The organism is Streptomyces sp. KPB2, from assembly GCF_003950055.1.
GTDB lineage: Bacteria > Actinomycetota > Actinomycetes > Streptomycetales > Streptomycetaceae > Streptomyces > Streptomyces salinarius.
This window is the reverse complement of the sequence record NZ_CP034353.1, coordinates 3,209,471-3,224,396: the sequence shown is the minus strand read 5'-3', so window position 1 is coordinate 3,224,396 and position 14,926 is coordinate 3,209,471. Positions and strand designations below refer to the sequence as shown.

General features: G+C 71.0%; 18 protein-coding genes. 7 read left to right on the top strand and 11 right to left on the bottom strand.

The window, feature by feature from the left end; genetic code table 11:
* The first annotated feature begins 82 nt into the window (after window positions 1-82).
* Genes D1J63_RS14015 through D1J63_RS14000 form a run of 4 tightly spaced genes read left to right on the top strand, consistent with a single transcriptional unit; the run spans window position 83 to window position 2,953 of the window.
* The gene (locus D1J63_RS14015; protein ID WP_125629134.1) at window positions 83-589 is read left to right on the top strand and encodes a phosphatase PAP2 family protein; all 507 of its coding nucleotides are present in this window, start codon (window positions 83-85) and stop codon (window positions 587-589) included.
* Window positions 590-618: 29 nt separating this feature from the next.
* The gene (locus tag D1J63_RS14010) at window positions 619-1,551 is read left to right on the top strand and encodes a decaprenyl-phosphate phosphoribosyltransferase (protein WP_206436808.1); all 933 of its coding nucleotides are present in this window, start codon (window positions 619-621) and stop codon (window positions 1,549-1,551) included.
* Window positions 1,545-2,018, top strand: a complete 474-nt coding sequence (locus D1J63_RS14005) for a GtrA family protein (RefSeq protein ID WP_125629132.1) — start codon at window positions 1,545-1,547, stop codon at window positions 2,016-2,018. Before D1J63_RS14010 ends, D1J63_RS14005 begins: the two co-directional genes overlap by 7 nt.
* Complete coding sequence (locus D1J63_RS14000) at window positions 2,006-2,953, top strand: YihY/virulence factor BrkB family protein (protein WP_241235557.1); 948 nt, start codon at window positions 2,006-2,008, stop codon at window positions 2,951-2,953. The genes D1J63_RS14005 and D1J63_RS14000 overlap by 13 nt, the downstream gene beginning before the upstream one ends.
* Here the strand turns inward: D1J63_RS14000 and D1J63_RS13995 are convergent.
* Entirely contained in the window at window positions 2,901-4,175 is a 1,275-nt protein-coding gene (locus D1J63_RS13995) for a D-alanyl-D-alanine carboxypeptidase (RefSeq protein ID WP_347141238.1), read from the bottom strand. The genes D1J63_RS14000 and D1J63_RS13995 overlap by 53 nt on opposite strands.
* 91 nt (window positions 4,176-4,266) lie before the next feature.
* Between D1J63_RS13995 and D1J63_RS13990 the strand changes: the two genes are divergently transcribed.
* Both D1J63_RS13990 and D1J63_RS13985 read left to right on the top strand, forming a co-directional pair.
* Complete coding sequence (locus D1J63_RS13990; protein ID WP_003974124.1) at window positions 4,267-4,506, top strand: hypothetical protein; 240 nt, start codon at window positions 4,267-4,269, stop codon at window positions 4,504-4,506.
* Between the two features lie 36 nt (window positions 4,507-4,542).
* Window positions 4,543-5,868, top strand: coding sequence for a metallophosphoesterase (locus D1J63_RS13985; RefSeq protein ID WP_125629129.1), 1,326 nt, complete (start codon window positions 4,543-4,545; stop codon window positions 5,866-5,868).
* Here the strand turns inward: D1J63_RS13985 and D1J63_RS13980 are convergent.
* The 10 genes from D1J63_RS13980 to D1J63_RS13935 all read right to left on the bottom strand — a co-directional run bounded on the left by D1J63_RS13980 (window position 5,859) and on the right by D1J63_RS13935 (window position 13,082).
* Complete coding sequence (locus tag D1J63_RS13980; RefSeq protein ID WP_125629128.1) at window positions 5,859-6,614, bottom strand: TetR family transcriptional regulator; 756 nt, start codon at window positions 6,612-6,614, stop codon at window positions 5,859-5,861. The genes D1J63_RS13985 and D1J63_RS13980 overlap by 10 nt on opposite strands.
* 11 nt (window positions 6,615-6,625) lie before the next feature.
* Window positions 6,626-7,114 (bottom strand): DUF393 domain-containing protein, encoded by a 489-nt coding sequence (locus D1J63_RS13975; protein WP_125629127.1) that lies wholly within the window; start codon window positions 7,112-7,114, stop codon window positions 6,626-6,628.
* A 4-nt stretch (window positions 7,115-7,118) separates the two neighbouring features.
* Window positions 7,119-7,526 carry a hypothetical protein gene (locus D1J63_RS13970; protein WP_125629126.1) on the bottom strand — a complete coding sequence of 136 codons (408 nt, stop codon included), beginning with the start codon at window positions 7,524-7,526 and terminating at the stop codon, window positions 7,119-7,121.
* An 85-nt stretch (window positions 7,527-7,611) separates the two neighbouring features.
* Complete coding sequence (locus D1J63_RS13965; RefSeq protein WP_125629125.1) at window positions 7,612-8,022, bottom strand: VOC family protein; 411 nt, start codon at window positions 8,020-8,022, stop codon at window positions 7,612-7,614.
* 41 nt (window positions 8,023-8,063) lie between these two features.
* A complete protein-coding gene (locus D1J63_RS13960; RefSeq protein ID WP_125629124.1) occupies window positions 8,064-8,684 on the bottom strand; it encodes a Uma2 family endonuclease in 621 nt (206 codons plus the stop codon).
* A gap of 165 nt (window positions 8,685-8,849) precedes the next feature.
* Window positions 8,850-9,623 carry a succinate dehydrogenase iron-sulfur subunit gene (locus tag D1J63_RS13955; protein ID WP_007444152.1) on the bottom strand — a complete coding sequence of 258 codons (774 nt, stop codon included), beginning with the start codon at window positions 9,621-9,623 and terminating at the stop codon, window positions 8,850-8,852.
* The gene (gene sdhA / locus D1J63_RS13950; protein WP_125629123.1) at window positions 9,623-11,377 is read right to left on the bottom strand and encodes a succinate dehydrogenase flavoprotein subunit; all 1,755 of its coding nucleotides are present in this window, start codon (window positions 11,375-11,377) and stop codon (window positions 9,623-9,625) included. The genes D1J63_RS13955 and sdhA overlap by 1 nt, the downstream gene beginning before the upstream one ends.
* Before the next feature lie 19 nt (window positions 11,378-11,396).
* Window positions 11,397-11,885, bottom strand: coding sequence for a succinate dehydrogenase hydrophobic membrane anchor subunit (locus D1J63_RS13945; RefSeq protein ID WP_102931451.1), 489 nt, complete (start codon window positions 11,883-11,885; stop codon window positions 11,397-11,399).
* 5 nt (window positions 11,886-11,890) lie between these two features.
* Window positions 11,891-12,271, bottom strand: coding sequence for a succinate dehydrogenase, cytochrome b556 subunit (sdhC, locus tag D1J63_RS13940; protein WP_003974113.1), 381 nt, complete (start codon window positions 12,269-12,271; stop codon window positions 11,891-11,893).
* A 277-nt stretch (window positions 12,272-12,548) separates the two neighbouring features.
* A complete protein-coding gene (locus tag D1J63_RS13935) occupies window positions 12,549-13,082 on the bottom strand; it encodes a 2-oxo-4-hydroxy-4-carboxy-5-ureidoimidazoline decarboxylase (protein WP_241235695.1) in 534 nt (177 codons plus the stop codon).
* Window positions 13,083-13,309: 227 nt separating this feature from the next.
* Here D1J63_RS13935 and D1J63_RS13930 point away from each other — a divergent pair, with 227 nt between their 5' ends.
* Entirely contained in the window at window positions 13,310-14,875 is a 1,566-nt protein-coding gene (locus D1J63_RS13930; protein WP_125635455.1) for a glycoside hydrolase family 20 protein, read from the top strand.
* Window positions 14,876-14,926 lie beyond the last annotated feature (51 nt).

Genomic DNA, 14,926 nt, shown 5'->3' with positions numbered 1-14,926 from the left:
GCATCCCTGAAACGGGTGATTAATGGTATGTCGCTCCCGCGTGCCCGACTTCCCGTGCCGCGGGCGTGGACAGTGAGTCCACATGGACGACCTCGACGACATGGACCACCGGATCGTCACCGCGCTCAGGGCCTGCGGCACCGACCCGCGCGTCGCGGGCGCGGCACGCGCCCTGTCCTGGGCGGGGGAGCACGGCGCGCTGTGGCTCGCGGCCGGCCTCACCGCGGCCGCCGTGGACGCGCCCCGGCGCACCGCCTGGCTGCGCGGCACCGCGCTCACCGCCGGCGCCCACGTCGTCAGCATGGGCGTGAAGCGGGTCGTACGCCGCCCCCGCCCCACGCACGTCGTCCCCCTGGTGCGCACCGCGGGCCGGCACTCCTTCCCCAGCTCCCACGCCACCTCGGCCACCGCGGCCGCCGTCGTCTTCGGAGCGCTCGGAGTGCGGGCCGCCTGGCCGCTGGCCGCCGCCGTGTGCGCCTCCCGGCTGGTCGTCGGCGTCCACTACCCCTCCGACGTCGCGGCGGGCGCCGCCCTGGGTGCCCTCACGGCCCGCCTCGGCGCCGACTGGATGCGCGGAGGCACCCGTTGACCGACACGGCCGTCACCGACACCGCCGTCCTGCGTCCACGCGCCCCGGAACAGGAGCGGGAACCCGCACCGCCCCGCGCGGGAGGCGTCCTGGCCGGGCTGCTGCGCACCGCGCGCCCCCGGCAGTGGATCAAGAACGTCCTGGTCGCCGCCGCCCCGGCCGCCGCCGGCGAGCTGTTCTCCGTGCACGCTGCGGGCCGGCTCGCACTGGTCTTCGTCCTGTTCACCGCCTGCGCCGCCGCCGTCTACCTCGTCAACGACGCCCGCGACGCCGAGGCCGACCGCGCCCACCCCGTCAAACGGCACCGCCCCGTCGCCGCCGGCCGGGTCCCCGTCCCGCTCGCGTACGCCGTCGGCGGCGTCCTCGGCGTCCTCGCGCCCGTCGCCGCGGCCTGGCTGTGTCCCCCGCCCGTCGCGGCCCTGCTCACCGCCTACCTGGTGATGCAACTGGCGTACTGCGTCAGCCTCAAGCACGTCCTGGTCGTCGACCTCGCCGTCGTCACCACCGGCTTCTTGATGCGGGCCATGATCGGCGGACTCGCGCTCGGCATCCCGCTGTCGCGCTGGTTCCTCATCACCACCGGCTTCGGCGCCCTGTTCATGGTCGCCGCCAAGCGCTACTCCGAGGCCGTGCAGATGGCGGGGAAGGAGGGTGCCACGCGCGCGTTGCTCACCGAGTACACCACCGGCTACCTCCGGTTCGTCTGGCAGCTCGCCGCAGGCGTCGCCGTCCTCGGATACTGCCTGTGGGCCATGGAGGAGGGCGGCGTCCCGCACACCAGCGTGCTGCCCTGGCGCCAACTCTCCATGATCGCCTTCGTCCTCGCCGTCCTGCGCTACGCCGTCTTCGCCGACCGCGGCACCGCCGGCGAACCCGAGGACGTCGTCCTGCGCGACCGCGCCCTCGCACTGATCGGCGTGGTCTGGCTCGCGATGTACGGCCTGGCGGTGGCCAATTGGTAGCCGGCCGGCGCGAACTGCTGGGCTTCGCCTCGGCCGGGCTGCTCGCCTACGCCGTCGACCTCGCCCTCTTCACCGTGCTGCGCGGCCCGGCCGGCCTCGACCCGCTCACCGCCAAGGCCCTCTCCTTCGTCGCCGGCTGCTCGGTCGCCTACGCGGGCAACGCGCTGGGCACCTACCGCCACCTCGGCCGCCCACGGGGCCTGCGCCCCTGCGCGGTGTTCTTCGCCGTGAACGCCGCCGGCGCCGCAGTACAACTGCTCTGCCTGACCGTCAGCCACTACGGCCTCGGCCTCACCTCGCAGCGCGCCGACACGGTCTCCGGCGCCGGGGTCGGCATGGTCCTGGGCACGATCCTGCGCTTCTGGGGCACAAGAACACTGGTCTTCCGGCCCGGCGACGAACCGGAACGCCGGACGAGATCATGGAACGGGACGAGCGGGGGCAGGGTCGGATCATGGACTGGCTGAAGAAGCTCCCCGTCGTGGGACCCTGGTTCGCCCGCCTGATGATCACGCACGCGTGGCGCGCGTACGAACGCCTCGACCGGGTGAAGTGGTCCCGGCTGGCCGCCGCCATGACCTTCACCAGCTTCGTCGCGCTCTTCCCGCTGCTCAGCCTCGCCGCCGCCGTCGCCGCCGCCACGCTCAGCAAGCAGCAGCAGGACAAGCTCCAGGACAAGCTCGCCGACCAGATCCCCGGCATCTCCGACCAGCTGAACATCCAGGGCCTCGTCGACAACGCCGGCACCGTCGGCGTGATCTCCGCGCTCCTGCTGCTGTTCACCGGCATGGGCTGGATCGAGGCCACGCGGGGCTGTCTGCGGGCCGTGTGGGAACTGCCCGACGAGGAGGAGAACCCGGTCCTGCACCGGGCCAAGGACGCGGGCGTCCTCGTCGGTCTCGGCGGCGCGCTGCTGATCACCGTCGGCATCTCCACCGTCGCCTCGGCGCTGGTCGGCTGGATCATCCGCACCATCGGCCTCGCCCAGGGCGGTGTCGGCGGCGTCCTCCTCTACGTCGCCGCCTTCGCCGTCGCCGTCCTCGCCGACTTCCTCCTGCTGCTGTACGTCCTGACCCTGCTGCCCGGCGTCCAGCCCGAGCGCCGCCGCCTGGTGGTGGCCGCGCTGATCGGCGCGGTCGGCTTCGAACTGCTCAAGCTGCTGCTCAGCGGCTACATCCAGGGCGTCGCCGCGAAGAGCATGTACGGCGCCTTCGGCGTCCCCGTCGCGCTGCTGCTGTGGATCAACTTCACCGCCAAGCTGGTGCTGTTCTGCGCCTCCTGGACGGCGACGGGCAGCAAGGAGCAGGAGCTGGGCGAGGAGGACGCCGGGGACGACGGCGGCCCGGACGTCAGGGACGGGTCCGGCGGCGGACCAGGTCCGGCAGCGGCCACTTCCGGTTGATCAGGAACGCGCCGCCCGCGAGCAGCACCAGCGCCCCGGCGGCGATGCCGGCCGCGACCCCGACCCCGCCGGAGCCGTCCGCGGCCGGGGCGCCCGCCACCGGCTTCGTGCCTCCCGCACCCTTCCCGGTACCGCCGGCCTCACCGGAGGCCTCCGCCGACGGGCTCGCCTGAGCGGCGCTCCTCGGGGCCACCAGCTGCCCCACCGGCCGCACCTTGCCGGCCGCCTTGAACCCCCAGTCGAACAGGCGGGCGGTCTCCTTGTAGACCTCGTTGTGCTCGTCCTTCGCCGGGTTCATCACGGTGACGAGCAGCACCCGGCCGTCGCGCTCGGCGACGCCCGTGAAGGTGGCGCCCGCGTTGGTGGTGTTGCCGTTCTTCACGCCCGCGATGCCCGGGTAGACGTCGACGTCGTAGTCGCCGGCCAGCAGCCGGTTGGTGTTCTGGATCTCGAAGGGCTTGCGGGTCGTCTTCCCCTTCTTGTCCTTCTTCGTCTCGCCCGGGAACTTCGCCCGGACGGTCGAGGCGTACTCGCGGAAGTCCTTCTTCTGCAGCCCCGAACGCGCGAAGAGCGTCAGGTCGTACGCCGAGGACACCTGCCCGGGCATGTCGTAGCCGTCGGGGCTGACCGCGTGCGTGTCGAGCGCCTGCAACTCCTCGGCGTGCGCGTTCATGTCCGCGACGGTCTGCTCCACGCCGCCGTTCATGGCGGACAGCACGTGCACCGCGTCGTTGCCCGAGCGCAGGAAGACCCCGAGCCACAGGTCGTGGACGGTGTAGGTCTCCTCCTCCTTGACGCCGACCAGGCTGGACCCGGCGCCGATGCCCGCGAGGTCGGACACCTCGACCTTGTGCTTCGTGGTCTTCGGCCACTTCGGCAGCAGCGTGTCCGCGAACAGCATCTTCAGGGTGCTCGCCGGGGCCAGCCGCCAGTGCGCGTTGTGCGCCGCCAGCACGTCGCCCGACTCGGCGTCCGCCACGATCCACGACCGGGCGGTGAGGTCCTTCGGCAGTACGGGCGCCCCGCCCGCCGGCTCCACCTGCGTCCCGGGCTTTCCGAGCCGCGCGCCGCCGACCGTCGACATCGACGCCGGCGGAGTGGCCGACGGACTCGCCGACGGGCTCGGGGCGGCGAGCGCGGTGGGGGAGAGGAGAGCGAGAGCGGTCAGGGCGGCGGAGGTGACCGTCAGGGATCGCCTGAGGGCCTTCTTGGGAGCGGGCACGAGCGGAAACGTACCCCCCTCGATCGGATCGGTCCCACTCCCCTCCCCACCCCGCGCACGGATCCGGTCAGCGGACGGCGATACTTGACGCATGAAGCTCAGCCGCCCCGTCTCCTGGTTCCTGCTCGCTTTCGGGGTGTGGAGCTGGATCATCTGGATCACTTTCGTCAAAAACCTGGTCAAGGACGGCAGCGGGCTCGCCTTCGAGGACGGCGACCCCACGGCGTACTTCTGGGTGCACCTGCTGCTCGCGATCGTCTCCTTCGTATTGGGGACGGTCGTCGGAGTCATCGGGTTGCGCGGCGTGCGCGCACTGCGCCGAACGTCATAGGCGTCGAGGACGTCACAACCGAGGGGATACGACGGCATGGTGGTCGTCTTCGTGCTGGTCGCGTTGCTGATGGTGGGCGTCCTCGTGACGGCCAACTGGTACCTGTGGCGGCGCCTGTTCCGCGACACGACCAGCGCCCCGGGCCCGGTGCGCCGGATCGGCGCAGCGGTGATCGCCGGGGGCTGGCTGCTGGCCGTCGGCGCGCTGGTCGCCGAGCGCGCGGGCGCCCCGTTCTGGCTCCAGCGGGTGCTGGCCTGGCCCGGCTTCCTGTGGCTGGCCCTGTCGATCTACCTGCTGCTCGCGGTGCTCGCGGGCGAGGTCGTCCGGCCGCTGCTGCGGCGGTACCTGGAGCGCAGGGCGGCCGCACGGCGCCCGCAGGGCGCGGAGCAGCCCGCCGCGTCCCCGGTCGCGGACACGGAGCGCATACCGGCAGGGACGGCCCCGCCGGAGGAGCAGCCCGAGGAGCCCGGGGCGTCCGGGACGCCCGGGACACCGGGCCCGGGGGCCGACGAGGCGCCCCCGAGCCCCCTGGCCGTCCCCTCCCGCCGCCTCTTCGTCTCCCGCGTCGTCGCGGGCGCCGCCGCCGCGGCGGCCGTCGGCACGGTCGGCTACGGCACGTACGGCGTGCTGAACGGCCCGGGCGTGAAGCGCGTCACCGTGCCGCTGGCCAAGCTCCCGCGCGCGGCGCACGGTTTCCGCATCGCCGTCGTCAGCGACATCCACCTGGGGCCGGTGCTCGGCCGGGGCTTCGCGCAGAAGGTCGTCGACACCATCAACTCCACGCAGCCCGACCTGATCGCAGTCGTCGGCGACCTGGTCGACGGCAGCGTGAAGGACCTCGGCCCGGCCGCCGCCCCGCTGGCCCGGCTGAAGGCACGGCACGGCGCGTACTTCGTCACCGGCAACCACGAGTACTTCTCCGGCGCCGAGCAGTGGGTCGCCGAGGTGCGGCGGCTCGGGCTGCTCCCGCTGGAGAACGCCCGCACCGAGCTGCCCCACTTCGACCTGGCCGGCGTCAACGACGTGGCGGGCGAGGACGAGGGCCAGGGCCCCGACTACGACAGGGCCCTCGGCGACCGGGACCGCTCCCGCGCCTGCGTGCTCCTCGCCCACCAGCCGGTGCAGATCCACGACGCCGTCGACCACGGTGTCGACCTCCAGCTCTCCGGCCACACCCACGGCGGCCAGCTCTGGCCCGGCAACCTCATCGCCGGCGCCGCCAACCCGACGCTGGCCGGCCTGGAGCGCTACGGCGACACCCAGCTCTACGTCAGCCGCGGCGCGGGCGCCTGGGGCCCGCCCACGCGCGTGGGGGCGCCCTCGGACATCACGGTGATCGAGCTGGCGTCCCGTCAGGCCTGAGGACCGGCATCCCGCGCCGGCTTCTTCGCGGGGTCCGGCATCACCCTCGTCATCCCCGGCAGGAAGTCCGTGAACAGCTCGTGCACCTCGCGCACCAGCGGACGCAGCACCCGGAAACGGGCCAGCACGACGCCCCGCGCGGTGAGCCGGGCGCCGCGCTCGGCGAGGCGGTAGCTGCGCTCGCGGCCCTCGGTGCGGTCGAAGATCCAGTACAGGACGAGGCCCATCTGGGACAGCCACATCAGCTCGGGCAGGATGTCCCGCAGCTCCTCGGGCACCTTGGTCTTCGCCCCGGCGAGCACCGCGCGGTGGATGCCGATGGCCTCCACGCGCGCGTGCTCCGACTCCGGGGAGAAGGGGCTGAGCGGGCTGTCCGGGTCGGCGGCGTTCTTGAAGAACTGCACCGCGAACTCGTGGTACGGCGTGGCGATGTCCAGCCAGACCTTCAGCACGCCCGCCAGCCGCGCCTCCAGGTCGGTCTCCCGGGCCAGGACCTCGCGGACCGCCGCCCGGTGCTCGGCGGCGATCCGGTCGTAGAAGCCCTGGATCAGGTGTTCCTTGCCGGCGAAGTAGTAGTACGCGTTGCCGACGGAGACCCCGGCCTCCTGGGCGATGGCCCGCATCGTGGTCCGGTCGTAGCCGCGTTCCTGGAACAGCCGCATGGCCGTCTCCAGGATCAGCGCGCGGGTCTGCTCGGACTTGCTGAGGTGGGCACCGTCGTCGGCGCCGTCGTGGGTCGCAGGCACGGGTCCAGAGCCTATCCAGTGGCGCAGGCGCCGTCGTCACAGCCCGGCCCGGCGTAGATCCACCCGAGCCCCGGCTCGTACACCCAGCCGTCGGCCCGCCGGTACCCGTTGCCGCCCCACTGCCGCTGCCCGCCCCGCCACTTGGCGGCGGCCAGGACGGCCCCCCGGGCCAGCCAGGCGCCCTTGGGCGTGCTGAGCCGGTGGGCGAGCCTGCGGTAGCGGCGCAGCGCCCACAGGACGACGACCCAGGCGGCGGCGCCCCGGTAGACCTGCCCGGCGTCGCCCACGGCGGTGACCTCGTCGAGGGTGGCCCCGTGGTCGAGCCCGGGGAAGCGCCTGCGCGCCTCCTCCGACGCGGCCGGGACCAGCTCCAGCGGCACCAGCCGGGGCTGGCGCAGCAGCCAGTCCCGTACGTGGGTGCACAGGGCGCATTCGGCGTCGTAGAGGACGGTGAGCCGGCGCACGGGGGCGCCGGCCGTCGTCCCGGGAGCGGGAGCCATCGGTTCAGGCCCCGGTCGTCGGGGCCACCCAGCCCTGCGGCGGGACCGGGGGCAGCTGCTCCCGCTCCATCATCCCGCGGCGCCGGATCTTGTTCAGGACGTACACGTTGCCCAGGTGCATCACGCCGAGCACCAGCAGCACCACGCCGAGCTTGGTCGAGAGCGCCTCGAAGATGCCGCGGGTGTCGGCGATCGTGTCGTCGCCGCTCAGGTAGAGGGCGACGAAGCCGAGGTTGACCAGGTAGAAGCCGACCACCAAGAGGTGGTTGACGGCGTCGGCGAGCTTCTCGTTGCCGTGCAGGACGTCGGCGAGGAAGACCCGTCCGTTGCGGCTGAGCGTGCGGGCCACCCAGACGGTCAGGCCGATGCTGACGACCAGGTAGATGACGTAGGCGATGACGGTGCGGTCCATGCCCCACCCCTTCTTGAACGCGTTCAAAACGCTGACAGGACTGACTGTAGACCTGTTTTTGAACACGTTCAAGCGGGAATTCCGCTCAGGGGCGGCGGCCCAGCTCCGGGCGCTTGGAGTAGTCGGTGAGGCCGATGACGTTGCCCCACGGGTCGGCGAACTCGACGGTCCAGCCGGTGGCCACGGGGAACGGCTCGTCGAGCGGCGGCACCCCGGCCTCGCGCAGCGTCCGGGCGGCCAGACGGGCGTCGGTGACCTCCAGCCACACCCGCGCGGAGGGCCACAGCGGCGGCTGCCGGCCGAACTCCTCCTCCACCCGCAGCAACAGCCCCGGCGTCTCGGCGCCGACCTTCAGCAGCGCGATCCCGGCCTCGTCGAGCCGGTAGGCGACCGGGAACCCGGCCCGCTCGTAGAACCCGACGGCCTCACCGAGGTCCCCGACGGGCAGCAGTACGTTGTCGAACCCGAGCAGTTCGTACGACTCGTCATCTGACATGGCGTCAGGCTAGGACGATCGTCGCCCGGAACGGCTGATTGTCAGCCCTCGTCGGGCGTGCTCTTCGTCCGTCCGGCGGCAAGGATCGCGGCGACGTCCAGCGTGACCTCGGCACCGAGAGAGTCGGGGAGGGTGACGGACTCGCCCGGGGAGTGGACGCGGTGGGTGGAGTAGTCGGCGCAGTCCGGGTCGGTCAGGACGTGGAGGCGCTGGTGCTTGCGGTCGACGATCACGTAGACGGGGACCATGGCGGCGGCGTAGGCGGTGACCTTGGCCTTGAGGTCGTTCCTCCAGTTGCTGGAGGTGACCTCCAGGACGAGACGGAAGCAGACCGGGTCGTAGCAGTTGTTCTCGACGAGGTGGTCGTCGACGTCGGCGTCCACGATCGCCAGGTCGGGAATCGCGTAGTCCTCGGCGTCCATGGGAAGCCAGAGGCCGATGCCCTGGTGCACCTCGGTTTCGCCGTCGTCAAGGCCTGCGGCGATGAACGGGCGCATGAGTTTGGTCAGGGCCCGCGAGTGCGGAACGTCCGGTGGCGGGGTCACGACGAGCTGGCCTCCGATGATCTCGACGCGGTAGCCCGGATTGCGCTCCATGATGCGGTTTGCCTCCGCGATCAGCGGAAGGTCGCCGTGGGGCAGCTCGACGGATGCTGCGGACATCGCGTGCCTCCTAGGGGCTGGTGTCGAGGCCATCATCGTAGGACGGAGGGTAGCCGTACGGCCCGTTGCCGACGGGTTCACCCGATGGTGTGGCATATGCCAGAGGGCCCCGCTTCCAGGGGAAACGGGGCCCTCACAGCCGTCAACTGGCGTACACCGACGGAGTCAGAAGCGGCGCGTGATCAGCGCTCGCTTCACCTCCGCGATGGCCTTGGTGACCTCGATGCCGCGCGGGCAGGCGTCCGTGCAGTTGAAGGTCGTGCGGCAGCGCCAGACGCCGTCGCGGTCGTTCAGGATCTCCAGCCGCTGCTCGCCGGCCTCGTCGCGCGAGTCGAAGATGAAGCGGTGGGCGTTGACGATCGCGGCCGGGCCGAAGTACTGGCCGTCGTTCCAGAACACCGGGCACGAGGACGTGCAGGCGGCGCACAGGATGCACTTGGTCGTGTCGTCGAAGCGCTCGCGGTCCTCGGCGGTCTGGAGTCGCTCACGCGTCGGCTCGTTGGTGTCCTTCGTGATCAGGAAGGGCATCACGTCCCGGTACGCCTGGAAGAACGGCTCCATGTCGACGACCAGGTCCTTGAGGACCGTCAGGCCCTTGATGGGCTCGACCGTGATCGGCTTCTCGGGGCTGAGGTCCTTGATCAGCGTCTTGCAGGCGAGGCGGTTCTTGCCGTTGATCCGCATGGCGTCCGAGCCGCAGATGCCGTGTGCGCAGGAGCGGCGGAAGGTCAGGCTTCCGTCCAGATCCCACTTGATCTTGTGCAGCGCGTCGAGGACACGCTCCTTCGGGTCGATCTCCAGCTGGAAGTCTTCCCAGGTCGCCTCGGCCGCGACCTCCGGGTTGAACCGCCGGACGCGGAAGGTGACCGTGATGTACGGGGAGTCGGCGAACCCGGGCTCGGGGGCCGAGTCGTTCTTCTCCATGACAGGGGTAGCCATCAGTACTTACGCTCCATCGGCTGGTAGCGGGTCTGGACGACCGGCTTGTAGTCGAGCCGGATGGACTCGGCGCCGTCGTCGCCCACCTCGCGGTACGCCATGGTGTGGCGCATGAAGTTGACGTCGTCGCGGTTGGGGAAGTCCTCGCGGTAGTGACCGCCGCGCGACTCCTTGCGGGCGAGGGCGGACACCGCCATCACCTCGGCCAGGTCCAGCAGGTTGCCCAGCTCGACGGCCTCCAGCAGGTCGGTGTTGAAACGCCGGCCCTTGTCCTGGATTGACACGTTCTTGTAGCGGGCGCGCAGCTCGGCGATCTTCTCGACGGCCGTCTTGATCGTCTGCTCGGTGCGGAACACCATGACGTTGGCGTCCATGCACTCCTGGAGCTCGCGGCGGATCGTCGCCACCCGCTCGGTGCCGGTGGACGAGCGCAGCCGCTCGATCTGCTCGACGACCAGGGACTCCGGGTCCTCGGGCAGCTCGACGAAGTCCGCCTTCTGTGCGTACTCCGCGGCGGCGATGCCCGCGCGGCGGCCGAAGACGTTGATGTCGAGCAGCGAGTTGGTGCCCAGGCGGTTGGCGCCGTGCACCGACACGCAGGCGACCTCGCCGGCCGCGTACAGGCCCGGCACGACGGTGGTGTTGTCCGCGAGGACCTCACCCTCGACGTTGGTCGGGATGCCGCCCATGGCGTAGTGCGCGGTCGGCTGGATCGGGATCGGGTCCGTGTAGGGCTCGATGCCGAGGTAGGTCCGCGCGAACTCCGTGATGTCGGGCAGCTTGGCGTCCAGCTGCTCCGGCGGGAGGTGGGTGAGGTCCAGGTAGACGTGGTCGCCCTCGGGACCGCAGCCGCGGCCCTCGCGGATCTCCGTGTAGATGGAGCGCGAGACGACGTCGCGGGAGGCGAGGTCCTTCATGACCGGCGCGTACTTCTCCATGAAGCGCTCGCCGTCCTTGTTGCGGAGGATGCCGCCCTCACCGCGGGCGCCCTCCGTCAGCAGGATGCCCATGCGCCAGATGCCGGTCGGGTGGAACTGGAAGAACTCCATGTCCTCCAGCGGCAGCCCGCGCCGGTACACGGCCGCCTGGCCGTCACCGGTGAGCGTGTGCGCGTTGGAGGTCACCTTGAAGAACTTGCCGGTGCCGCCGGAGGCGTAGATCACGGACTTCGCCTGGAAGACGTGGATCTCGCCGGTCGCCAGCTCGTAGGCCACCACGCCGGCGGACTTCTTGACGCCGTCGACCTCGGTGAGCAGCTGGTCCAGGACGTAGAACTCGTTGAAGAACTCCACGCCCTCCTTGACGCAGTTCTGGTACAGCGTCTGGAGGATCATGTGACCGGTGCGGTCGGCCGCGTAGCAGGACCGGCGGACCGGGGCCTCGCCGTGGTTGCGGCTGTGACCGCCGAAGCGGCGCTGGTCGATGGTGCCGTTCGGGGTCCGGTTGAACGGCAGGCCCATCTTCTCCAGGTCGAGGACCGAGTCGATGGCCTCCTTCGCCAGGATCTCGGCGGCGTCCTGGTCGACCAGGTAGTCACCGCCCTTGACCGTGTCGAAGGTGTGCCACTCCCAGTTGTCCTCCTCCACGTTGGCCAGCGCGGCGGCCATGCCGCCCTGCGCGGCGCCCGTGTGGGAGCGGGTGGGGTAGAGCTTCGTCAGCACGGCGGTGCGGCTGCGCTTGGTCGACTCGATGGCCGCGCGCATGCCGGCGCCACCGGCGCCGACGATGACGGTGTCGTACTTGTGTACCTTCATGATTTTCGCAGCCCCGTGCCTAGCGGATGTTCGGGTCGAAGGTGAAGATCACCAGCGTGCCCAGCAGGATGGTGAACACCGTGGCGGTGTAGAGCAGGCCCTTGAGCCACAGGCGGGTGTTCGCGCGCTCCGCGTAGTCGTTGATGACCGTGCGCAGGCCGTTCGCGCCGTGCAGCATCGCGAGCCAGAGCATCAGGAGGTCCCAGACCTGCCAGAACGGCGAGGCCCAGCGGCCCGCCACGAAGGCGAAGCCGATCTTGGAGACGCCGCCGTCGAGGACCAGCTGGATCAGCAGGTGGCCGAGGACCAGGACGACCAGCACGACGCCGGACAGGCGCATGAAGAGCCACGCGGCCATCTCGAAGTTGCCGCGCGTGGACTTCGGGGACTTCTTGGTCCGCTTGCGGGGCGGCTCGATCAGCGGCGCCGGGTTGTCCACGGTGTAGACGGAGGCGCCGGCACCCTCGACGGGCCCGATGCCGGAGGCGGTGGTTTCAGTGGTGGACATGCGCGTCAGCTCCCGAACAGTTCACGAGCGGCGTGGCCGAGGACGGGGTAGATCGCCCCGAGCATCAGCACGACCCACAGGGCGACGACGGTCCAGAGCATCTGCTTCTGGTAGCGGGCGCCCTTGACCCAGAAGTCGACGGCGATGACACGCAGGCCGTTGAGCGCGTGGAAGAGGATGGCGGCCACGAGGCCGTACTCCAGCAGCGCGACGATCGGCGTCTTGTACGTGGCCACGACGGTGTCGTAGGCCTCGGGGGACACCCGTACGAGAGCGGTGTCCAGCACGTGAACGAACAGGAAGAAGAAGATGAGGACGCCGGTGACTCGGTGAGCCACCCAGGACCACATTCCTTCCCGGCCGCGGTACAGCGTTCCAGCCGGCACGGAAATTTCCTCCGGGAGCGGGGATTGGGGCCGCGCCGGCTTTCCTTGTCGGTCGGGCCCGGCCGGGTACGGTCCACCGGCCCCCAGCATGGTAGCGACGGTTGCCTGCGGTGCTTACGGGGGGCCTGGTTGTGTGATCAAAGTTGCACTCAAAGGAGCAGCGGGTTCGAGCGGGGGGCGGCTACGAGGGTGGGGTTTGGTGTGGTTTGCCGGGTGCGGGTCGTGGGTGGCTGGTCGCGCCCCGCGGCGGAGCCGCTGATGTCACAGCCCCGCGCCCCTAAAGGGTGTTGCTCAACCGCGTTCTTGCCAGTTGCCGGAGTTCCTCTGCCGCGACCAGGCGTTCTTCGTCCGGTTCGTTGTTCAAACGTGACCGGATGGCTGCCAGGACGTGGTTAAGAGCCTCGTCCGGGGACAGACCGTCCAGGCTGATGACGAACACGTGTCCGAAACGGGACTCGTAGGCCGCGTGGGCCGCGCTGAGGGCGGTGTGGGCCGCCGCGTACGTGTCCTCGGGGAGGGCGGGCAGCGTTTCCGCGGTCAGGGCCTCGGTCAGGTCGGCCGGGGAGAGGTCGTAGGACGCCTCGTCCGCCGCAGCCAGGAGGGCGGACAGGTCCGGATAGGGGCGGTGGGCGGTGAGGCGGTGGGCCCAGGCGTGGCTGTGCAGGCAGGCGAGGAGGGTCTGGGCGGCCTCCTCGGCGGAAGCCGCGTTGAAGCGCTCCAGCGGGGTGGCCGTTGCCGGTGTGGCGCGTGTTTGCACCGGTACCGGTATGGCCACTCGGCGGGGGAGGTCTGGGAGACGGTGCGCAGGCAGCGTGTGTCCTCGTGGGCTTCACGTGTGTGTCGGCAGGGGATTGTGCGAAAGATGTGGCGTCACGTTATCGAGTGACGGCAACACGTGTCCGTCCGCTGCCCGAATTTCACCCGAACGGGAGAGTTTCAGAACATGTGGTGGACGCATGACGGCAACGGCGGCCCTAGGTTGGCACTGTGAGCCAGCACGGAGGCCGGACACCGGCACACCAGGCGGGACAGCGGGCCGTGATCGCCGGCGCGGTGGTCGCCGCGCTCGGCGTGGGAGTCGGCCTGTGGGCCACGGACGGCGGCGACGGCGACGGCGGCGCGGAGGGTTCCGCGACCCGCTCGGGCGAGGCGGCGGCGCCCAGTCCCAGCCGGTCCTATCCGCTCTCCAAGGAGCCACGCACCATACCCGCCGTGCGCGAGCACACCGCGGCCCGCGGCCCCGGCTGGCAGCCCGGGAAGGGCGACCGGGTCGTCGTCGCCGACGCAGGCCTCGCCGACGAGGGCAAGCAGATCGCCGGCGAGCTGGGGATGACGTACGCGGGGGAGAAGGACGACGAGCGGGACGGGGACCTGCTGCTCGACGTCGAGGCCGACAAGGGCGCGAACCCGGAGTCGTACACCATGACCGTGCGCGACGGCCGCGTCACCGTCACCGGGCCCGCCGAGGCCGGCGTCTACTACGGCACCCGCACCCTGAAGCAGGAGGTGGCCGGCGGCGGCACCGCGCCGGAGGGCGTGGTGAAGGACGCGCCGGCCAAACCGAAGCGGGGCTTCTCGCTCGACATCGCCCGCAAGCACTACAGCGCCGACTGGATCAAGGACCGGATACGCGAGCTGGGCGACCTCAAGTTCAACGAACTGGGCCTGCACTTCTCCGACGACCAGGCCTTCCGCATCGAGTCCGACTCGCACCCCGAGATCGTCTCCGACGACCATCTCACCAAGGCCGAGATGAAGGAGATCATCGATCTCGCCTCCTCGCGCCACATCACCGTCGTCCCCGAGATCGACTCGCCCGGCCACCTCGGCGCCGTGATCGCCGCCCACCCCGACCTGCAGCTGCGCAACGCGCAGGGCACGCCCACCCGCGGCGCCATCGACATCTCCAAGCCGGAGGCCGCGAAGATCGTCGACGACCTGCTGAACGAGTACGCCGACCTCTTCCCCGGCTCGCAGTTCCACCTGGGCGCCGACGAGTACCAGGCCCTCGTGGTGCCGAACCCGGAGGCGTCCTACCCGACGCTGGCCGCCGCCGCCCGCAAGGCCTACGGCTCCGACGGCACCGTCGCCGACCTCACCACCGGCTGGCTCAACGGCCGCGCCAAGACGGTCATGGCCCACGACCGCACCCCGCGCGCGTGGAACGACGGCTTCTTCAAGGACACGTCCGTCGAGCCGCTGAAGGAGATCAAGGTCGCCTACTGGACCGGCAAGGAGATCGGCGCCCGGCCGCCCACCGAGTACCTGAGGGAGGGCCGCCAGGTCCTCAACTACAACGACGAGTTCCTCTACTACGTGCTCGGGCAGCCGCAGACCTTCGTCTACCCGACGGGGCAGCGCATCTACGAGCAGTGGACCCCGCGCGTCCTGCGCGGCACCACGCCCGTCGACGCCAAGTACGACGACCAGATCCTCGGCGGCAGCTTCGCCGTCTGGGGCGACATCCCGAGCGCCCAGACCCAGGCCCAGGTCGCCGAGGGCATCCGGCTGCCGCTGGCTGCGACGGTGCAGAAGCTGTGGGACGCCGGCGAGCCCGAGCTGTCCTGGGCGGAGTTCAAGGCGCTGGCGGGCCGCCTCGACTGACGCCGTCCGCCCCGGGCCCGTCGCCCGGGACGGCGCGCCGATCGGCCGATC

What these genes read in the sequence shown, in the direction of transcription:
- D1J63_RS13985 (WP_125629129.1), top strand. Translation starts at nt 4,543, where the DNA reads ATGGTGGTCGTCTTCGTGCTGGTCGCGTTGCTGATGGTGGGCGTCCTC.
- D1J63_RS13990 (WP_003974124.1), top strand. Translation starts at nt 4,267, where the DNA reads ATGAAGCTCAGCCGCCCCGTCTCCTGGTTCCTGCTCGCTTTCGGGGTG.
- D1J63_RS13965 (WP_125629125.1), bottom strand. Translation starts at nt 8,022, where the DNA reads ATGTCAGATGACGAGTCGTACGAACTGCTCGGGTTCGACAACGTACTG.
- D1J63_RS13960 (WP_125629124.1), bottom strand. Translation starts at nt 8,684, where the DNA reads ATGTCCGCAGCATCCGTCGAGCTGCCCCACGGCGACCTTCCGCTGATC.
- D1J63_RS14015 (WP_125629134.1), top strand. Translation starts at nt 83, where the DNA reads ATGGACGACCTCGACGACATGGACCACCGGATCGTCACCGCGCTCAGG.
- D1J63_RS14000 (WP_241235557.1), top strand. Translation starts at nt 2,006, where the DNA reads ATGGACTGGCTGAAGAAGCTCCCCGTCGTGGGACCCTGGTTCGCCCGC.
- D1J63_RS13955 (WP_007444152.1), bottom strand. Translation starts at nt 9,623, where the DNA reads ATGGCTACCCCTGTCATGGAGAAGAACGACTCGGCCCCCGAGCCCGGG.
- D1J63_RS13945 (WP_102931451.1), bottom strand. Translation starts at nt 11,885, where the DNA reads ATGTCCACCACTGAAACCACCGCCTCCGGCATCGGGCCCGTCGAGGGT.
- sdhA (WP_125629123.1), bottom strand. Translation starts at nt 11,377, where the DNA reads ATGAAGGTACACAAGTACGACACCGTCATCGTCGGCGCCGGTGGCGCC.
- D1J63_RS13975 (WP_125629127.1), bottom strand. Translation starts at nt 7,114, where the DNA reads ATGGCTCCCGCTCCCGGGACGACGGCCGGCGCCCCCGTGCGCCGGCTC.
- D1J63_RS13970 (WP_125629126.1), bottom strand. Translation starts at nt 7,526, where the DNA reads ATGGACCGCACCGTCATCGCCTACGTCATCTACCTGGTCGTCAGCATC.